The sequence below is a fragment of the Acinetobacter sp. V89_7 genome (assembly GCF_029967895.1).
Classification (GTDB): Bacteria; Pseudomonadota; Gammaproteobacteria; order Pseudomonadales; family Moraxellaceae; genus Acinetobacter; species Acinetobacter soli.
On record NZ_JASCAJ010000018.1, the window covers coordinates 1 to 20,358 of the forward strand.

The window sequence follows — 20,358 nt, forward strand, 5'->3', positions numbered from 1 at the left end:
TATGCCGGCAAGGGCAAGATCGAGTTACAGGCACAGGGAGATGGGGCGGATCTGATTGCACGGAAGGATATTCAGATCATTTCTACGGAGGAGGCGGTGTATATCACTAGCCCGAAAGAAATAAATTTAACCGTAAATGGTTCGCAGCTTAAACTGAATGATTCGGGTGTTTTTTCGACTACCGGTGGAAAGTTTGAGGTGAAGGCTGGGCAGCATATATTTGAGGGTGGGGAGAAATCCAATTATATCTTACCTGAATTGCCAAGTATTCAATATGCTTATAGTAATAAGTTGGATGTTTATAACTTATTCTCAGAACTTGGTAATGTTAAATATTCAGTTTTATATCCAAATGGAGAAGTAAAGACTGGCTTTCTTGATAAATACGGAAGAACTGAAAGAATTAAATCCCAAAAGCAAGAAAAAGTTAAAATTATTATTGGCGGTAATGACTGGTATTACTATATTAATCGATTTGGTGGAACTATTGATGATAATACCTATATAAGATTTATTGATTTTTTGGGGGAACCTATTCAAAATTTAAAATTTAATCTTAGTAATGATCATAAAATATTAATTGAATGTAAAACAAATAGAAATGGTGAGGCAGTATTTAGGTGTCCTAAAGATGATTTTCCAATTTTGTCTGTCATGAATATGATAAGTGGAGAATTTAAGCCAATATTACGTGTAGAAAATAATTTTGTACGTGAAATAGTTCTTATAAGTCCTAAAATATTGAAAGAAGTCGAACTTTTTCAAGAAAGTGAAGAAAAAGGAGATTATTTAAGAAGTAATTATCATCAATAATCAAATGTTTAAATTAATTTTTTGAGTAATGGATATGACCAGTGAAAACAAAGACTCTCAACAAAAAGTAAACCAAAATGGAAGACCTGTTTTGGTTTTTACTAGAGAAAATCTTGAAATTACAAGTGATGCAGCCGCAAAGACCTCGGATATTTTAGGATATTTAAAAGATGGAACTTCTGTTATAGATGACTATAATTTTAGATGGGGGCTTGTTCATTCTAGAAATACTCCTATCCTTAGTAAGGAGAGATTATCAAAAATGAGAGACTTTAGATTCTATAAAGAAAATCCTGAAACAGGTCGAATTTTTAAGGGCAATCAGCACACTAAAGTTTTTGATACTAAAAAATTTGGTAGTAAGATTGATAAATTAGGATCAAAAGCAGGTAATTTTGCAGATGGAGTAGAGATAACATTAGCTGTAGTTGATAGAAATCCTGAAGAGTTTGCGACAAAATCTTCTACATTGATATTATCTAAAGCTGGTGAAAAAACAGGTGAAATAGCTGGGCTTGCTGTTGCAGGAAAATGTGCTAGAGTCGCAATCAAACGTTTAGATCCTAAAAAAGCTTCAGTTGTTGGTCTTACATGCGCAGGCGCTTCAATAGCTTTAAAATATATGTCAAAAGAAATAGGGGATCAACTAGGCCAAACAGTCGGAAAAACTAATAGTGCCAAACAGGTTGCTCAAGGTGTATTTGATGCACTAGATATTTTAGATAAGAATGAGGAAAAATTAGCAGACAAGAAGAATCAAGAGACATTAAAAATAAATCCAATGTTAGAGTGGCACATAGTTGGGGCAGATTAATCAGGAGGAGATAAATTATGATTTTAAAATATTTAGTAATTTTTTTAGTAATAAGTTCTTCTATGCTAAGTACAATTAGCTGTTCAAAATCTGACGTCAAAAAAAATAATTATCAAAATGAATCAAGTAGATTTTATGAGTTAGGTAGTAAATATTTTTTAGGCAAAGATACTCCCAAAGATTATGAAAAAGCTTTTTCTTATTTTAAGTTGGCAGCTGAAGAAAATTTACCTATTGCTCAAAATGATTTAGCAGGAATGTACTTCAAAGGGATTGGAGTTGAAAAGAATGAGGAAAGAGCCTATTATTGGTTTGATAAAGCAGCAAAAAATAATTTTCCCGAAGCTCAATATAATCTAGGGTTAATGTTTGATAATGGTTATTATGTAGGAAAAAATAGATCTAAGGCTTTATTTTTTTATAATTTAGCTTCTAATCAAGGGTATGCCAAAGCTCAATATAACTTGGCAAATGCTTATATTAAAGGAGATGGTGTTAATAAGAATATTGATTTAGCTATAAGTTTGTATGAAAAGGCGGCAGATCAAGATCTTTCTGAGGCTCAATTTAATTTAGCAAATATATATTCTGACGGAATTTTGATTGAAAAAGATAATAAAAAAGCTATTGATTTATATGAGAAATTAGCAAATAAAGGTATACCTGAAGCTCAGAATAATTTGGCTTATATGTATGCTAATGTTTATTCTGACTATAATAAAGCTAAATTTTGGTTTGAAAAAGCTGCTAGTAATGGCTATGAACCCGCAAAGAGAGCATTAAAAAATTTTTAAGACTTTCTTTTAGAGCTCAAGCTTAAGTATATTGTTAAGCCGATAATTACAATAATTATTAACTGAATTTCAAGAATAAAATTTATCATCCATGAATTTCTAAACGATAGATTCTTTTTAAGGATTAAAGCTTTTGCTTCTTTTGTTTTTGGTGAAATAAAAACAGAAACTTCATTATTCTTATTAATTTCTTTAAATAAAGATATGTTTCTGTTTTTTAATTCATTACAGTTTTCAAAAAAATTTAACCTATATAAAACTAAAAAGTCATTTTTTTTAAATTCATAAATATTATTTTTGTAATTATATCTTATTTTTACATTTCCTCGAGCACTTCTATCCATTCCTCTTCTCCATGGAGAGCTTGAACAATAAACTTTATAGTCTAGTATCTCAAAATTATTTATTTTTATCCAATTGCTGTGTGTAAAAATAAAAAAATTTGATTTAATGAAGTAAGATGATGTGATGATTAATGCTGTAAGAAAAATAAATGATAAAGTTAGAAAAAATCTCATAAAATATTTAACCACTGTTGTAAGATTGCAGGTATAACAGACCTTAATATAATTGAGTTCTTAGTCGAAATTTTATTGAATGCGTAACTATCTATCGATACTGGGTGGTTGTCAATCTTTTGATATATTTCGATATATATCGAAGAAACGGGATTTACTTTTCACTAGTCCTAAAATAATTAGTCCTAAGTGAAATTTTTTCACATTAAAAGAGGATACCAATTGGGTTTGAGGAGCGATCTTTGATAGCATAAAATTTAGAGATATTAGTACCATTTGGGCAGGATGAGTTATATCCGACTGTGTATCAGGCATAACCTGATACACAGTTAATGATTAGGGATTGGCTGCGCAACGAACTGAATTGTTTAAGTTAAGATCAAAGTAATATTTCTGATTCTTAGACTCTTTGACTAATTCAGGATCTGCCATCGGATCTATTGCATGTCTACTAATAGTTTTGCCAGTAAATGTTTGCAATGGTTGTCCATCTGCTGGTGCAGAACTTCGTACTACTTTTAAAGTTCCTATTTTAGGCCCTTGAGGATTTTTCTCTGGAGATTTGCTGTAGTATTCGGGATCATACCAGTCCAGCATCCACTCATAATTATCTGTAATCATATCGTATAGACCCAATGGTGTTGGTGGAAACTGACGTAATAGTGAAATATCTTTGTAAACTTTAAGTTTTTCTTGAGCTTGTTGTCTTTGGTCGAAACTCCAGACATTACGGCCATTATCAATTTTTCCATTATCCGTCGGATATAGAATATATTGTCCGCGGTTACGGGCTGCATATTCCCATTGTGCTTCTGTCGGTAAATCCATCTTTAAATTGAGTTGCGTACCAAGCCACTGGCAATAATTTCGAGCTTGCTGCCAGTTGGTCCCTGCTGCAGAAGAAGGAATACGATATTTTTTTGTTACTTCGTTAAAATTGCCAATAGGTTTTTGTCCTGTGACATCGGTATATACATCAAAATCGGCATAGGTGGCTTTGGTGGCACTTAAATAAAAATCATGCAGAGTGACCTTATGAAGCGGTTTGCTATCTCCATTACTGTCGTATGGGAGTTTATCAATACTATGTTCTGGTCCAAAGTCACCCATCTTAAAACTTCCACCTTTCACAAAGATCAGATTTTTTTTGGTTTTCTCAAGCAATTGTTGTAATTGCTTTTTTTGTTCAGAAGAAAGGTCTTGTTTGGTTACTGGTGTAGAAGTTTTTTGAGTAGCATCTGATTTGGCACATGCACTAAGCGAAAGGCTTGAAATTAAAAGAATTACAAGATTTTGTCTCATCATCTTTTTTATAAGTCATAACATTACGAATGTTGCATAAATTTTAAGTAAGATATGAATTCTTGAAAAGAAACTTTATGTTAAGTGATTAGAGTTAGCTGTATTTATCAATGAATAAGTTTAACAGCTTATAAAATGTCATTTAACTTTCTTTATTTGAGATAAACGGTTTTGATGAGTTCGATGCGCATCTGACCGCTGTCATGTCATTTGGGTTGAGATAATCTTTATCTGATTCATCAACTTTGGGTTCAGGATTTTCACCACTACGATAAATTGTCGTTACACTACCGCCAATTTTTAGATCTATAACACCAGCCTCCTGATAAGTACTTCGAACCGATTTGAGTGTTCCTGTCGCTGGACCTTGAGGGTTTTTCTCTGGTGAATGCTTATAATACTGAGGGTCAAACCAATCCGACATCCATTCATTCCCATCGGTTGCCATATCATAAAAGCCTAAAGGAGTGGGTGGGAATCTTCCTAAAATAGGAATAGGCATATCCACACCAACAGTTTTTTTAACTTTTTGTCGTTGTTCATCACTCCATACATTTCGTCCCGGTTCGTATTCACCATTATCCGTTGGATAGATGACATATTCTCCACGGTTTCTGGCAGCATATTCCCATTGCGCTTCGGTCGGCAGTGCCATTGGTATCCCCACTTGTTGGCCTAGCCATTGACAGTAATCGTGTGCTTGTTGCCAACTCACGCCTGCCGGAGAATTTTCTTGACGGAAAAATTTTGATACTTTTTGAGTACTGATTTTTGGCTGCATAGTCGCCTCAGTATAAATATCAAATTCATCAAAGGTGATTTTATACGCATTTAAACTAAAACTATCGAGGGTGACTTTATGTAAAGGCATGGTGGCATAAAGCCCCGTAATGGGTAATTTATCTTTACGTGTGACGTGACCAAAATCACCCATCATAAAGCTCCCGCCCTCAACAAAAATCATATTCTTTTTGGTTTTCTCAACGAGTTTTTGAATTTTTTGTTGTAATTCGGCTGAAGGCTGAGCTGCTTTGGTGGATGTTTCTGTCGATTTTGCACAGGCACTTAAAGCAAGAGTTGAAAATAGAAAAATTACAAGATTTTGTTTCATCATTTTTTTATAAGTCATAATGTTACACATATTGCATAAATTTTAAGTGGGATAGGAATTCTTGAAAAGAAACTTTATGTTAAGTGATTAGAGTTAGCTGTATTTATCAATGAACAAATTTAATCGCTTATAAAATATCATTTAACTTCTTTTATTTGAGATAAACGGTTTTGGTGAGTTCGATGCGCATCTGACTGCTGTAGAAAAATTAGGATTAACAATTTGATATAAATTATCATCCTTATCAAACTGAGGATTAGCTTCCTTACCGCTTCTATAAATTGTCGTTACACTGCCCCCAATTTGTAAGCTCTTTGCTGCACCTACTTGATATGTACTTCGAACCGATTTGAGTGTTCCTGTTGCTGGGCCTTGAGGGTTTTTCTCTGGTGAGTGTTTATAATACTGGGGATCAAACCAATCCGACATCCATTCATAGCTATCAGTTGCTAAGTCATAAAGGCCTAAAGGTGTCGGAGGAAACCGACCAAGTGTCGGAACTTTTACTCCATGAATATCGGGCATAAATTTAGTAAATTCATGTCTTTGTTCATCACTCCAAACATTTCGTCCCAGTTCATATTCACCATTATCCGTTGGATAGATGACATATTGTCCACGGTTTCTGGCAGCATATTCCCATTGCGCTTCGGTCGGCAGTGCCATTGGTATCCCCACTTGTTGGCCTAGCCATTGACAGTAATCGTGTGCTTGTTGCCAGCTCACACCTGCGGGTGCATTCGGAACGCGTAACTTTTTGGAAATTTCTTCCATTGCAATTTTTTTCTGCCCAGTCGCCTCAGTATAAATATCAAAGTCATCAAAGGTAGTCTTATACGCATTTAAACTAAAACTATCTAGCGTAACTTTATGTAGAGGCATCGTTGCATAAAGGCCAGTGATGGGTAATTTATCTTTACGTGTGACGTGACCAAAATCACCCATCATAAAGCTTCCGCCCTCAACAAAAATCATATTCTTTTTTGTTTTCTCAACGAGTTTTTGAATTTTTTGTTGTAATTCGGCTAAAGGCTGAGCTGCTTTAGTGGAGGTTTCTGTCGATTTTGCACAGGCATTTAAAGCAAGAGTTGAAAATAAAAAAATTACAAGATTTTTTTTCATCATCTTTTTATAAGTCATAATGTTACACGTATTACATAAATTTTAAGTTAGATGTAGGTGCTTGAACAGAGATTTTATGTTAAGTGATTATAATTTGAAGTATTGCCATAAATAGTTTAAAAGATTTTAACTATTTTTATATTAAACTCATATTTAGCATGTAGCTAAAATAGTTGAAATATATGTTCTTAAACTTACTTCAATTATCATAATTCACATAGGATTTTTTATCATTATCAGAAAAAATATCTGAAAGACCAGGTTCTGGTACTCCTAAAAAGCAGAATTTTTATAATAATTTTTAACTGATGATCGTGTTCTGATGAGTGTTATGAAATATCGAAAAAATCTCAGAGGAAAAGATCCTTATCCAGAAAATTATTTTGATCAAGAAAAGTAAGCCACCGTAGTGGCTTTTTTATGGATCTATTATTGAATTGGAGAGCCACCTAGTGCCTGCATGAGCGTGACATAGGCATTGTATTGGCTTTGTTTGGTATTGACCAAACTTAAGCGCGCAGTTCGCGTTGTTTGCTGCTGATCTAGTACATTTTTAAGCGCAATCGCGCCATTACGATAACGCACATCGGTCAGGCGTTCTGCTTTCTCTGCCAGTTCGAGATTTCGTTGCTGAAATTGAACTTGCTGATTCAACTCGGTACGGGCAGAAAGTGCATTTTCAACATCGGCAAAAGCCTGATACAAGGTCTGACGATACTGAATAATGGCTTTTTCATAATCGAGTTGACTAATGGCAATATTCTTCTTCATGTCATTATATTGTAAAAAAGGCAAACTCAAATTCGCACCAAGCGTCAACACTGGGTTTTTAATCAGCTCTGTGAGTGATGTGCTGCTTGAACCTAAACTTCCCGTTAGACTGATCGATGGATAATAACTGGCCGTGGTAGCATCTTTAGTTGCCAAGGTTTCGCGTAATCTCAACTCAGCTGCACGTAAATCCGGACGTCGTGACAAAATGCTGGCCGGCAATCCCGCTTGAATTTGCGGTAAATTGACCTGAGGCAAGCGCTGTGGTTCTTGGATATTTAATTGCTGTACAGGAATGTGCAACAGTACAGTCAACGCTGTGCGGGTTTCTACCAAGCTTTGCTGGATCTGGCTTAAGTTGGCTTTTTGGCTTTGGACCGATTGTTCGGCTTGTGTTAAATCCAGCCCGGAAACAGCACCTGCTTGGTATTGGGTATTCACCAAGCTATATAGTTTTTCAGAGGTGGCCAAGCTTTGTTGTGCGGTACTTAAGCTTTCATTTAAGTAAGCCAGTTGCCAATAGAGCTTCGTAGTGGTGCCAATCAGGGTTTGTGCAGTCGCTTGTAAATCTTGCGCTGTGGCCAATGCTTCCCATTTGGCTGCTTCGGTCTGACGCGCCAATTTACCAAATAAATCCAGCTCATAACTTACCCCGGCATTGAGCGAGAGGCCATTTGAACTTCTATCACCCGAGTTGACGTCAATATTCTGACTGGTCGAAACACTTGAATTAACGCGTGGGCCTTGCTGATCTGCAGCCAAGCCAGCTTTTAATCGAGCCTGCCGAAGTGTAATACCTGCAACAGCCAAATCAGTATTTTTGGCAATCACCTGATCGACCAGTTGATTGAGCTGTGTATCGCCAAATAATGTCCACCAGCGGTCGGCATAATTGGCATAATTTGATGTGGCTTGGGTCTTGTCGTATTGAAAGCTCGAAGGTGTTTGTACAGCGGGTGCATGATAGGGTGTTTTCACCATTGCAGCACAACCGACCAACGTCGAGGAGGCAACGAGCATGGCACACAGCGTAGTAAGTTTAGATGATGGCATGAGAGCTCCTCTTATTCTCTAGACAAGGCCGCAACAGGATCGAGCTGAGCAGCATTTCTGGCGGGTAAGAAACCAAAGACCACACCAATCAGGGTTGAGCAAACAAAAGCCGCAACAATCGAGGTGGTTGAATACGCCACTGCAAAATTCCCGGCGGCAACTTTGTTGATGAGTTGACCTAATCCCAAGGACAGTAATACGCCAAGCACACCACCGATTAAACACACCAGAATGGCTTCAATTAAAAATTGCTGCAAAATATCGCTTTGGCGCGCACCAACCGCCATGCGTACCCCAATTTCTTGAGTTCGTTCCGTCACAGAAACCAGCATGATATTCATAACCCCAATTCCCCCAACAACCAGTGAAATGACGGCAATGGCAGACACCAAAAGCGTCATGGTGCTGGTGGTTTTTTCAATGGTCTGACGGATACTGTCACTGTTCATGGTGAAAATATCTTGCTGACCGTGTCGCAAGGTAAGCAAGTTCACAATGGCATTTTCAGCAGCACTGGTGGAATACTGATCATTAATACGAACGATAATGCTACGCACATTCGACTGACCCAGCATACGGCTCATCACAGTGGTGTAGGGCATATAGACGTTCAGGCTATCATCTGAACCCATTGCGCTGCTTTGCGGCTCGATAATGCCGATAATTCGAGCCGGTACGCTACCCAGTAAAATCACTTGCCCAATCGGGTTGGTTCCATCTGCAAAAAACTGCTTTTGGGTGTTGGTATCAATCACCACATCTTGCGAGCGATCCCGCACGCTGACTGCATCGAAGCTTTGCCCATCTTTAAAGGTTAAGCCACGCACGCCAAAAAAGTCATTTCCTACACCATTGATGGTGGCGGTGGCTTCATTCTCTTGATAACGAATGGTTTTGGAGCTACTCACCATCGGCGAGACTGCTGTAACATAAGGTTGAGTTGCCAAGGCATCGGCATCTGTTGGAACCAGCGTTTTAAAGTTGGCGGTTTTGGAGTTGTCACCAAAGCCACGACCTTGAAAGACCGTAATGGTATTGGTACCCAGACTGCTGATATTTTCCAGAATCTGTTTCTGTGAGCCGTTTCCGAGCGCCACCACAGTGACCACCGATGCAATACCGATAATAATCCCGAGCATGGTCAGAAAGGTGCGCATGCGGTGTGCATTCATCGAAATCAGCGCCATCTGAAACGCTTCAGACAAGCGATCTAAAAATGATCGCCAAGATGACACACTTTGACTTTTACTCTGCTTGTGCGCAAGGGCGGGTGCAGCATCAGGATCTGGTTCAGCTTTTTGTGTAGCGGCGGACTCAGGAGTATTGGCGCGGTCAGCAATAATCTCGCCATCACTGATCTCAATAATTCGGGTGGCATTTTTGGCCACTTGCATATCGTGCGTTACAATAATCACGGTGTGACCTGCTGCATTGAGCTCACGCAAAATCCGCATCACCTCGACACCGCTATGCGAATCGAGAGCACCGGTAGGCTCATCGGCTAAAATTACATCGCCGCCGTTCATCAGCGCACGGGCAATCGAGACACGTTGTTGTTGACCGCCCGACAGTTGACTTGGGCGATTCTGAGTTTTACTGCCCAGTCCCAATTCGGTCAACAGTGCTGTTGCACGCTGTTTACGTTCGGCTGGATTAACGCCTGCATAAACTGCTGGAACTTCCACATTGCCTTCTGCGGATAAATCTCCGAGCAAATGATAACGCTGAAAGATAAATCCGAAATATTCACGGCGGAGCTTGGCCAGATCATCGGGTTCAAGTTTTCCGGTTTCTTGCCCACTCACTTTATAGCTGCCGCTGGTCGGTCGATCCAAACAGCCTAAAATATTCATGAGGGTCGATTTACCCGAACCAGACTGGCCGACAATTGCCACCAGTTCGCCTTCGTAAATCGTCAGATCAATATTTTTTAAAATTTGTATGGTGCTATCGCCAGCAGGGAACTCTCGTACCAGATTGCTGACTTCAAGCAAAGCTTGTTTGGTCATGCTTAGAATCCCATTGGTCCACGACGACGATTACCACTATTGGCGTTAGCAGCTGAGGTATCTGCACTGTCAGCAATCACCACCTGATCACCTGCCTTAAGCCCTGCCAAGACCTGTGCACTGACTCGGTTGTTAATACCAATCAATACTTGTTTTGGCTGCACCGTACCATCTGCATTTAATACACGCACCACACTAAGCGTGGCTTTTCCTGCTTCGACTGCCTGCTTTTGCTCTGCGGTTAAGTTCAGGCGTTCGAGTTTAGGTGCATCAGTTTTGTCTTTTCTATGGCTGGCTGTCGCCGAAGATGCAGCAGCATTTTTATTACGATTCGATTGACCCTGACCATTTGCTGAACGTGTCGATAAGGCAGAAGACGGGACCAGTAAGGCATGATTGACCGAATCTAAAACAATATAGACCTGAGCTGTCATATCAATACGTAATTTGCCATCTTCATTGGGTACATCAAACAGGGCGTTATAATAAATTGCGGTGCTACTGCTTGAACTAGATGAGTTACTAGATGAAGTGGATTCACTAGAAATTGAGTCTGGTGCCGGTTCAATCTGACGTAGTGTTGCATAGCGCTTTTTGTCATCGCCTAAAGTTGTGAAATACACCTGCTGGCCTTTTTCCACTTTCATGATATCGGCTTCGCTGACTTGGGCTTTAATCGTCATGTTCTGTAATTTTGCAATTTTCACAATCGTTGGAGCTGACTGGTTGGCGTTTACCGTCTGACCTTCTTCCGTCACAATGGCCACTACCGTTCCATCGGTCGGCGCCACAATGCGGGTATAACCGATATTGGTTTGTGCCGTCGAACGCGTCACTTTAGCCGATTCAATTTGCGCATTAATCGCTTTAATCTGAGCTTGAGCCGTTTTGTAGCTGGCTTCGGCAGATTCAAGTTCGGCTTTAGACGTGGCATCTTGTGCAAACATTTGTTGCTGACGACGATATGCCAACTGTGCCTCATTCAGATTGGCTTCTTGTTGTAAACGCTGAGCTTCTAAATTACGAATATTGGCATCTGCGGTTTTTAAACTGTTTTCCTGCGTGGTCGAATCGATTTGCGCAATCAGTTGCCCTTGTTTCACTTCATCGCCCAACTGAACGTACATCTTCTTCACCTGACCAGATACCTGTGCACCGACACTAATCAGTTTGGTGGCATCCAGTGTACCGGTTGCCAGTACCGTATTTTCAAGATTACCGTAGTTTGCTGTTTCGGTGATGTACTGCGGTTGCTGTTGCTTAGGTTTCAAAAAGAACCAAGCCAAAAGGGCAATCAGCACAATACCAATGGCAATAATCACAAGTCTAGATGGTTTTATTTTAGGCATAGCGATACAGGCAAAGTAAGAAGGACTGGCGCTAGTATAGAAGTGAAATGAGAATAAAACGTGAATATTTTTATTAATTTAGTTCAATCAAATACATTCATCAGGCTGGTTGGGCAAACAGCGAAATACCACATAATTCGGCCAGCGCCTGTAAAATCAAGTGCTCGGGGTTTTCATCCGACATGCCTTTAATGGCACTGTCGATACGTAACAATAAGGCAGGCCAGTTTAAAAAACACTGCGGATTTAAGCGACGCAGTGCCTGCTGATAATCCGATACTTTGGTTTTCCAGATTCCCAGTTGTAATGCATTTTGCGGTTGCTCAAAGAGTTGCATCAGCAGACGCATTTCTTTGCTTAATGTCCACAAAATCAGACTATGGGGTTCTCCCGCACCAATCAGATATTGAAAGATTTTGACTGATTGCGCCAGATTGCCACGTAACATGGCATCACTTAAATCGTAGGTGGTATAACGTGATTGATCTTGCAGGCAGGCATACAACTGTTCAATTTGAATCAGTTGATGGTCGGGGAAGGTATCGCTTACGCGCATGAGACTGTTTTTAGCCGCAAGCAGATTATGCTCGTGGTGTTGCATCAGCCATGTCCAAGCATCCTGATCCAGTTGTATCCCAATTTTTTCTGCTTCTTTTGCCAGAATGCGCTGACGATCTTGTGGATACTGTGCGCTCAAATGCGCAATCACGCCATTGGCTTCAACCGTTTGAAAAAAAGACGACTTTAGACTTGAGGCATCCTGTTTAGGCAATACCACCAGCAGCAGATTATGCTCATTGTGCTGCAAGTAACTTTTGAGTTGCTTGATACCGTTTGCATCGGGCTTGATGTTGCCATGCACTTCAATTGCCAGTTGCTGCGAAAAAAGCGATAGGCTATTTAAACCATTAAACACGTTTTTCCAGTCACTCACGCTGCCAATGTCATAACGCTGCCGCTCGATCTCTTGCGCCTGCCAGCTCTTACGAAAGGCATCAAGTAGATTTTGCTCGAGCAAAGGCTCCTGACCGTGAACAATCCAAGCACCACGGGCCTCATCGACCCGCTTAAGTGCTTGTAAGTAATCCAGTTTCATATGAATGACACAGCCTTAAGGCTGAGTAGTGACCTGAGGTAAACGATTGTTTGAAATCTGGCGAGCAATTTGCTGTGCCACATCATCGACAATGATATGGTTCAGATAAATCTCTTGCTGGTTGTCGGTGTTGACCGTTGCCACATCGTATTGATAGTTACGTGTTGCGGTAATGGTTCTTGGTTCTGTCAGCGCATGACCTTGACGATCTTCAATTTGGAAAGTCACAGTCAAACGCAACAGCACCTCAGTGAGTTTACCGTTCAGAAGCTGTCTGCGCGGGGTGTAATCGAGTACACGAAGCACATAGGCATCATTGGCCTGACTGATTTGTGCGCCAGACGCAGTGAGATAAACACTCAACTGCTTTTCTAGCTCCTCAGTATTGGCTGGTAAAGCCAACTGAATTTTAGTGTAAGCCATCGGACTGGCAGATGGATTCATTCCTTTCAAATGAAATCCACAGCCGACCAAGCCTGCACTTAGACCTAAAGTTAAAACAACTGCTGCTAAACGTTGAACTAAGTGCATGCTTGTTCCTCTTGACGCTTGTTAGAATTAAACCACTAGGTTAACCAGTTTGTTTGGCACCACAATTTCTTTTTTGGTTGGACCTGTTAAAAATTGCTGAATTTCCGGTAACGCTTTGGCTTGTGCCAACAGCTCATCTTTAGAAATTTCGACCGACACTTCCAACTTACCACGAAGTTTACCATTGACTTGTACAACGATGGTTTGTGTATTTCGTGTCAATGCAGACTCATCCACCGTTGGGAATTGTGCTGCAATTAAATCAATGCCGAATTCTGCCAGTAAGGTCTGACTCAAGTGCGGTGCAAATGGTGCCAGCAAGGTCAGCAAGGTTTCAATGGCTTCACGCGCAACAGCAGCATCGTCAGCAGTTTGAACTTCAAATTTGCTGGTGGCATTGAGTAATTCCATCAAGGCTGCAATGGCGGTATTAAATGCATGACGGCGCTCAATATCATCGCCCACTTTTTGAATGGTTTCATGCGTTTTACGGCGCAAGTCTTGTGCATCTTTAGATAGTTCGCCAGCAATTGGTGCCTGCGCATAGCCTTTTTCCAAAAATCCAGTCGCAAGGCGCCAAACACGCTTTAAGAAACGGTTAGAACCTTCTACGCCTGCATCTGACCATTCGAGTGATTGATCAGGTGGGGCAGCAAACATCATAAACACGCGTGCAGTATCTGCGCCGTATTGATCAATAATCGCTTGTGGATCAATGCCATTATTTTTGGACTTAGACATTTTTTCTTGTCCGCCAATCACCACTTCTTGCCCGTCGCCACTGTATTTGGCAGAGACAATACGGCCTTTTTCATCGCGTTCAAGCAAGATATCGGCAGGGTTGAACCAGGTTTTTTTGCCACTTTCGCTTTCGCGATAGAATGTATCGGCCAGCACCATGCCTTGAGTCAGTAGATTGGTAAACGGCTCATCGCCTTGAACCACGCCTTCATCACGCATGAGTTTGTGGAAGAAGCGCGCATATAACAAATGCAAAATCGCGTGTTCTACGCCACCAATGTATTGATTGACCGGTAACCAGCTTTGCGCTGCTTCTGGTTTGACCATTCCGCCAGTAAAGTCAGGAGAGGCATAGCGTGCATAATACCAAGATGACTCAACAAAAGTATCGAGAGTATCGGTTTCACGGCGCGCATGACCACTACACGATGGGCAAGTCGTTTCGTAAAACTCAGGCATTTTATTGAGTGGATTACCCGATCCGTCTGGAACAACGTCGGTCGGTAATACCACAGGTAACTGCTCTTCTGGAACCGGAACCTGACCACAGCTATCGCAGTTGATCATCGGAATTGGACAGCCCCAGTAGCGCTGGCGTGATACACCCCAGTCACGTAAACGGAACTGAACTTTCGAATTTGCTAAACCTTGTGGTTCTAATTTTGCAAGGAATGCATCAAATGCTGCTTGGAATTGCAATCCATCAAACTCACCAGAGTTGACCAGAATTCCATCTTTAGAGCCGTACCATTCTTGCCACGTATTTACCGAATACTCAGCATCATCTGCGCCTTTGGCATCAATCACTTGCTTGATCGGTAGATTGAACTTATTGGCAAACTCGAAATCACGCTCGTCGTGAGCAGGCACAGCCATCACAGCACCAGAGCCATACGACATCAATACATAGTTGGCAATCCAAACCGGAAGGGTTTCACCTGTGACCGGATGCTTAACCGATAAACCAGTCGACATGCCTTTCTTTTCAGCGGTGGCCAAATCGGCTTCGGCAACCGAGCCCATACGGCATTCTTCAATAAATGCCGCCAATTCAGGGTTATTCTCGGCTGCTTTAAGCGCCATTGGATGCTCTGCGGCAACCGCTACATAGGTCACACCCATCAGCGTATCGGCACGTGTGGTATAAACTGTTAAAGCATCGGCATAAATTTCTGGGTTAGCCGATGGGAACGTGATGTCCATGCCCGTTGAGCGACCAATCCAGTTACGCTGCATGGTCAAGACCTGTTGCGGCCAGCCATCTTTGAGCGTATCTAAATCATCTAACAGTTCTTGTGCATAATCGGTGATGCGGAAGTAATACATCGGAATATCGCGCTTTTCAACCAAAGCGCCCGAGCGCCAACCGCGACCATTTTCAACCTGCTCATTGGCCAAAACGGTTTGATCTACCGGATCCCAGTTGACGGTAGAGAGCTTGCGATAAATCAGGCCTTTTTTATACAACTGCACAAAGAGCCACTGTTCCCAGTGATAGTATTCTGGTGTACAGGTGGCAAATTCGCGGTCCCAGTCAATCGATAAACCGAGTTTTTTCAGTTGGTCGCGCATGTAGGCAATATTTTCAAACGTCCATTTTGCCGGTGCGACTTGATGTGCAATAGCTGCATTTTCGGCAGGAAGACCAAACGCATCCCAGCCCATAGGTTGCAGTACCGTTTCACCTTTGAGGCGATAAAAACGGCTGATCACGTCGCCAATGGTGTAGTTACGCACGTGACCCATATGCAGTTTGCCACTTGGATATGGAAACATCGACAGGATATAACGATGTTTTCCTTCAACAGTGTCTGCGACTTTAAATGCTTTGCGGTTTTCCCAGTCGTTTTGAACCTGAGATTCGATCGCATTGGCTTGATATTCGGCGTCAATGTGTGCGGTAGTCATAAATGTATTGGCAACAACAAAATGAAGTTAAAAAATATTGCTGCACAGCATAGCGCAAAACCCATAAAGAAGTGAATCATGTGGGCAGGTATTTTCAGGCAGATGCGTAAAAACTTGCAAAGCGATCTGAAAATAATTGAACAGGCCTCGTTTAAAAAGTGCTGCTTGACGCTGTGCGAGCCGGTGTTTTCATGTTGGGGTTGCTGCGATCAGTGATGTCGCGCTTTGATGATTCGCTAGAGATAGCAGGTGCGGTGGCTGGCGCACTGGCAGGGCTTGAATTACTCCCAAGTGATGATGTGGCTGTAGGTGTTGGCGGTGTCGTAGGGCTTGATGTAGCAGCAGAGGTGCTGGATGTTGAGCTGTACGTATCTACTTTGCCTTGCTTTTTTGCACCTTTGGGCGGTGGCGTTTTGGTGTAGTGGGTCGAACCTTGAGCATCGATCCACTTATAATAGCTTTGGGCGTAAAGCGTGTTAGTCGTAAAAGCAAAGCCGCTAAGTAGCACTAAGGACATCATGATTGAAAGGTGATTTTGTTTTATTTTTTGCATTTCAGCGCACTCGACCATGCATCATATCGAGTATTAATAGCATATTTGATCGAGAGCGAAAATAAATCCTGTGCAGGAGATGATTGCGAAAACTGTTTAAAAATTATTCAGGTTTAAATTAATGCCAAAAAATGTACTTTAAAACTTGACTTTGTAGGACGAAACATAAAAAATGCTTGCTTTAGTTTTATATGCATTTATTCGATCACCCTTCGACTAAATGACATGGTTTGCAATGGACATTTTCTCTAGCCGAGAAAATGATTTTGTCCAAGTGCTGTTTATCCCAACAGTTCTTCTACGATGCTGTAACAACTCAAACGGTTGTGAGCTCAGAAATTTTTCCTATTGCAGCAAAAACTTGGAACTATGTGTGCTATAACAATGCAGACAGTAAATGAATGAACACTATTTGTGCCTCCCATAAATAGTGATAAAGACTAGGGTGAATCACGTTGGAACTTTTATCTGGTGGTGAAATGCTCGTTCGCGCACTCGCGGATGAGGGCGTTGAGCACGTTTTTGGATACCCAGGCGGCGCAGTTTTACATATTTATGATGCGCTCTTTCAACAAGACAAAATCAATCACTATCTGGTACGCCACGAGCAAGCAGCTGGTCATATGGCTGATGCCTATTCGCGTGTAACCGGAAAAACTGGTGTTGTACTCGTCACGTCTGGCCCAGGGGCAACCAATACCGTAACTCCAATTGCAACTGCATATATGGACTCTATTCCGATGGTCATTCTATCGGGACAGGTTGCGTCACATCTTATTGGTGAAGATGCGTTTCAGGAAACAGACATGGTGGGAATTTCCCGTCCAATCGTCAAACACAGTTTCCAAGTCCGTCATGCAAGTGAAATTCCTGCAATTATTAAAAAAGCATTTTATATCGCTTCATCGGGTCGTCCTGGTCCGGTCGTAGTTGATATTCCAAAAGATGTGACTAATCCTGCTGAAAAATTTGCCTATGAATACCCAGAAAAGGTCAAGCTGCGTTCGTATCAGCCACCTTCTCGCGGCCATTCGGGTCAAATTCGTAAAGCTGTAGATGAGCTATTAACCGCTAAGCGTCCGGTGATTTACACCGGTGGTGGTGTGGTACAAGGCAATGCATCTGAATCGCTCCGAGAACTGGCACGTGTGCTGGGTTTCCCTGTAACCAATACCTTGATGGGCTTGGGTGCATTTCCGGGTGATGATCCGCAATTCTTGGGTATGCTTGGCATGCACGGTACCTATGAAGCCAATATGGCCATGCATAATGCCGATGTGATCTTGGCAATTGGTGCACGTTTTGATGACCGTGTGACCAATAATCCGGCCAAGTTCTGTTTAAATGCCAAAGTCATTCATATTGATATCGATCCGGCGGCCATCTCAAAAACCATTATGGCGCATATCCCGATTGTGGGTGCGGTACAGCCAGTTCTTCAGGAAATGCTGACACAGCTCAAGCAGCTGAATGTGTCGAAGCCAAACCCAGAAGCGATGGCTGAGTGGTGGGAGCAAATCAATGAGTGGCGTAAAGTTCACGGATTGAAATATCAAGCCGCGCAAAACGGTGAAATGAAGCCACAACAGGTGGTCGAGGCGCTTTATAAAGCGACTGATGGTGAAGCGATTATCACCTCAGACGTTGGGCAGCATCAGATGTTTGGCGCACTGTATTACAAGTACAAGCGTCCGCGTCAGTGGATCAACTCGGGTGGTCTTGGCACCATGGGGGTTGGCTTGCCGTATGCGATGGCAGCCAAACTGGCTTGTCCTGATCAGCACGTGGTGTGTATTACAGGCGAAGCGTCGATCCAGATGTGTATTCAGGAACTTTCGACCTGTAAGCAATATGGCTTAAACGTGAAGATTCTGTGCCTCAATAACCGTGCCCTCGGGATGGTTAAACAGTGGCAGGATATGAACTATGAAGGCCGTCATTCAAGCTCTTATGTCGAGTCTTTACCAGACTTTGCCAAGCTGATGGACGCCTATGGTCATGTTGGTATTCAGATTGATCATGCCGATGAGTTAGAGTCTAAGCTTGCAGAGGCCATGGCCATCAATGATAAATGTGTGTTTATCAATGTCATGGTTGATCGTACTGAACACGTTTATCCAATGTTGGTTGCGGGTCAGTCGATGCGTGATATGTGGATTTCTAAAGGGGAGCGCATTTAATGAGACACATTATTTCGGTACTCGTTGAGAACGAAGCTGGTGCGCTTTCACGTCTAGTCGGGCTATTTAGTCAACGTGGCTACAACATTGAAACCTTGAATGTTGCACCAACAGAAGATGCGACCTTGTCGCGTTTAACCCTGACCACCTATGGTGATGACCACAAAATCGAACAGATCACCAAGCAGCTAAATAAGCTGGTTGAAGTGGTCAAAGTGGTTGATCTTTCAGAAGGCGCACATATTGAGCGTGAGCTGATGTTGATCAAGGTTAAAGCCTTGGGTTCAGCGCGTGCGGAAATCAAGCGTACAGCGGATATCTTCCGTGCCGCAATTGTCGACGTGACACCGACCACGTATACCATCCAGATCGCAGGGACGACAGATAAGCTCGATGGATTTATTGATGCCTTAGCTGAAAATACCATTTTAGAAGTGGTTCGCTCAGGTGTCTCGGGTATCGCGCGTGGCGAAAAAGTATTAAGTATTTAAACCAAATTAACGTATTTTAGCGGAGAAAACAGATGCAAATTTTTTACGATAAAGATTGTGACTTATCAATCATCCAAGGCAAAAAAGTAGCAATTATTGGTTACGGTTCACAAGGTCACGCGCATGCGCTAAACCTAAAAGATTCTGGTGTAGACGTGACTGTTGGTCTGCGTGCAAATTCAGCATCTTGGAAAAAAGCTGAAAATGCTGGCTTAAAAGTTGCAGAAGTGCCTGAAGCTGTGAAACAAGCTGACTTGGTGATGATTTTGACTCCGGACGAGTTCCAGTCACAACTTTACCGTGATGTGATTGAGCCAAACATCAAAGAAGGTGCAACTTTAGCATTTGCACACGGTTTCTCTGTTCTTTACAACCAAGTTGTTCCACGTAAAGATCTTGACGTGATCATGGTTGCACCAAAAGCACCAGGCCATACAGTTCGTTCTGAATTTCAGCGCGGTTCAGGTGTGCCTGATTTGATCGCAATCCATCAAGATGCTTCAGGTAATGCACGTAACGTTGCATTGTCTTATGCCTCTGGTGTTGGTGGTGGCCGTACCGGTATTATCGAAACTTCATTCCGTGAAGAAACTGAAACTGACTTGTTCGGTGAGCAAGCGGTACTTTGCGGTGGTGCGGTTGAACTGGTTAAAATGGGCTTCGAAACTTTAGTTGAAGCGGGTTATTCACCAGAAATGGCATACTTCGAATGCTTGCACGAACTTAAGTTAATTGTAGACTTGATGTTCGAAGGCGGTATTGCGGACATGAACTACTCGGTATCAAACAATGCGGAGTATGGCGAATACGTAACTGGCGTTGAAGTAATCAACGAACAGTCTCGCGAAGCGATGCGTAATGCACTTAAACGTATTCAATCTGGCGAATACGCGAAAATGTTCATTCAGGAAGGTGCGTTGAACTATCCTTCTATGACTGCGCGTCGCCGTCAAAATGCTGCACACGGTATTGAAGTAACAGGTGCGAAATTACGTGCAATGATGCCGTGGATTCAAGCCAACAAAATCGTAGACAAAGAGAAAAACTAATTTTTCTTTTTGGTAAAAAAATCCCGTCTTGAGACGGGATTTTTTTTACCTTTTTAATTAGATAATGTGAATTGATTCATAATAATAATTAAATAACGTGTTTTATTTCATTGATTTTTAAAATAAAAAAAGGTGGATTTACGAATAGTAAAG

Annotated in this window: 17 protein-coding genes; 7 read left to right on the plus strand and 10 right to left on the minus strand. The window is 41.6% G+C overall.

What is annotated here, in order from left to right:
• The 3 genes from QLG00_RS03770 to QLG00_RS03780 all read left to right on the plus strand — a co-directional run.
• A partial coding sequence (locus QLG00_RS03770) for a DUF2345 domain-containing protein (protein WP_282470522.1) occupies positions 1-813 on the plus strand: 813 nt, incomplete at its 5' end.
• Between the two features lie 34 nt (positions 814-847).
• Complete coding sequence (locus QLG00_RS03775) at positions 848-1,627, plus strand: hypothetical protein (protein WP_282470523.1); 780 nt, start codon at positions 848-850, stop codon at positions 1,625-1,627.
• Between the two features lie 17 nt (positions 1,628-1,644).
• The gene (locus tag QLG00_RS03780; RefSeq protein WP_282470524.1) at positions 1,645-2,421 is read left to right on the plus strand and encodes a tetratricopeptide repeat protein; all 777 of its coding nucleotides are present in this window, start codon (positions 1,645-1,647) and stop codon (positions 2,419-2,421) included.
• On the opposite strand, the gene QLG00_RS03785 is transcribed toward QLG00_RS03780, so the two are convergent.
• The 10 genes from QLG00_RS03785 to leuS all read right to left on the minus strand — a co-directional run bounded on the left by QLG00_RS03785 (position 2,418) and on the right by leuS (position 15,932).
• On the minus strand, positions 2,418-2,765 hold the full coding sequence (locus tag QLG00_RS03785) for a hypothetical protein (RefSeq protein ID WP_282470525.1): 348 nt from the start codon (positions 2,763-2,765) through the stop codon (positions 2,418-2,420). The two genes, QLG00_RS03780 and QLG00_RS03785, sit on opposite strands and share 4 nt — an antisense overlap.
• 510 nt (positions 2,766-3,275) lie before the next feature.
• On the minus strand, positions 3,276-4,244 hold the full coding sequence (locus tag QLG00_RS03790; RefSeq protein WP_282470526.1) for an SUMF1/EgtB/PvdO family nonheme iron enzyme: 969 nt from the start codon (positions 4,242-4,244) through the stop codon (positions 3,276-3,278).
• 139 nt (positions 4,245-4,383) lie between these two features.
• Positions 4,384-5,370: an SUMF1/EgtB/PvdO family nonheme iron enzyme gene (locus QLG00_RS03795; protein WP_282470527.1), complete on the minus strand. Its 987-nt coding sequence runs from the start codon at positions 5,368-5,370 to the stop codon at positions 4,384-4,386.
• Between the two features lie 123 nt (positions 5,371-5,493).
• Positions 5,494-6,492 (minus strand): SUMF1/EgtB/PvdO family nonheme iron enzyme, encoded by a 999-nt coding sequence (locus tag QLG00_RS03800; protein ID WP_282470528.1) that lies wholly within the window; start codon positions 6,490-6,492, stop codon positions 5,494-5,496.
• 411 nt (positions 6,493-6,903) lie between these two features.
• The gene (locus tag QLG00_RS03805; protein ID WP_282470529.1) at positions 6,904-8,298 is read right to left on the minus strand and encodes an efflux transporter outer membrane subunit; all 1,395 of its coding nucleotides are present in this window, start codon (positions 8,296-8,298) and stop codon (positions 6,904-6,906) included.
• Between the two features lie 11 nt (positions 8,299-8,309).
• On the minus strand, positions 8,310-10,307 hold the full coding sequence (locus QLG00_RS03810) for a MacB family efflux pump subunit (protein WP_055414598.1): 1,998 nt from the start codon (positions 10,305-10,307) through the stop codon (positions 8,310-8,312).
• 2 nt (positions 10,308-10,309) lie between these two features.
• Positions 10,310-11,656, minus strand: coding sequence for a MacA family efflux pump subunit (locus tag QLG00_RS03815; protein WP_282470530.1), 1,347 nt, complete (start codon positions 11,654-11,656; stop codon positions 10,310-10,312).
• A gap of 100 nt (positions 11,657-11,756) precedes the next feature.
• Positions 11,757-12,752, minus strand: coding sequence for a DNA polymerase III subunit delta (gene holA, locus QLG00_RS03820; RefSeq protein WP_055414599.1), 996 nt, complete (start codon positions 12,750-12,752; stop codon positions 11,757-11,759).
• Positions 12,753-12,767: 15 nt separating this feature from the next.
• On the minus strand, positions 12,768-13,283 hold the full coding sequence (gene lptE, locus QLG00_RS03825) for an LPS assembly lipoprotein LptE (protein WP_282470531.1): 516 nt from the start codon (positions 13,281-13,283) through the stop codon (positions 12,768-12,770).
• A gap of 27 nt (positions 13,284-13,310) precedes the next feature.
• Positions 13,311-15,932: a leucine--tRNA ligase gene (gene leuS, locus QLG00_RS03830; protein WP_282470532.1), complete on the minus strand. Its 2,622-nt coding sequence runs from the start codon at positions 15,930-15,932 to the stop codon at positions 13,311-13,313.
• Positions 15,933-16,123: 191 nt separating this feature from the next.
• Between leuS and QLG00_RS03835 the strand changes: the two genes are divergently transcribed.
• The 4 genes from QLG00_RS03835 (at position 16,124) to ilvC (ending at position 20,205) form a co-directional block, all read left to right on the plus strand.
• The gene (locus QLG00_RS03835) at positions 16,124-16,354 is read left to right on the plus strand and encodes a hypothetical protein (RefSeq protein WP_282470533.1); all 231 of its coding nucleotides are present in this window, start codon (positions 16,124-16,126) and stop codon (positions 16,352-16,354) included.
• A gap of 586 nt (positions 16,355-16,940) precedes the next feature.
• Positions 16,941-18,665, plus strand: a complete 1,725-nt coding sequence (locus QLG00_RS03845) for an acetolactate synthase 3 large subunit (protein WP_004940576.1) — start codon at positions 16,941-16,943, stop codon at positions 18,663-18,665.
• Positions 18,665-19,156 (plus strand): acetolactate synthase small subunit, encoded by a 492-nt coding sequence (gene ilvN / locus QLG00_RS03850; RefSeq protein WP_004940575.1) that lies wholly within the window; start codon positions 18,665-18,667, stop codon positions 19,154-19,156. Before QLG00_RS03845 ends, ilvN begins: the two co-directional genes overlap by 1 nt.
• Positions 19,157-19,188: 32 nt before the next feature.
• Positions 19,189-20,205, plus strand: a complete 1,017-nt coding sequence (ilvC, locus tag QLG00_RS03855; protein ID WP_004940573.1) for a ketol-acid reductoisomerase — start codon at positions 19,189-19,191, stop codon at positions 20,203-20,205.
• Positions 20,206-20,358: the final 153 nt, after the last annotated feature.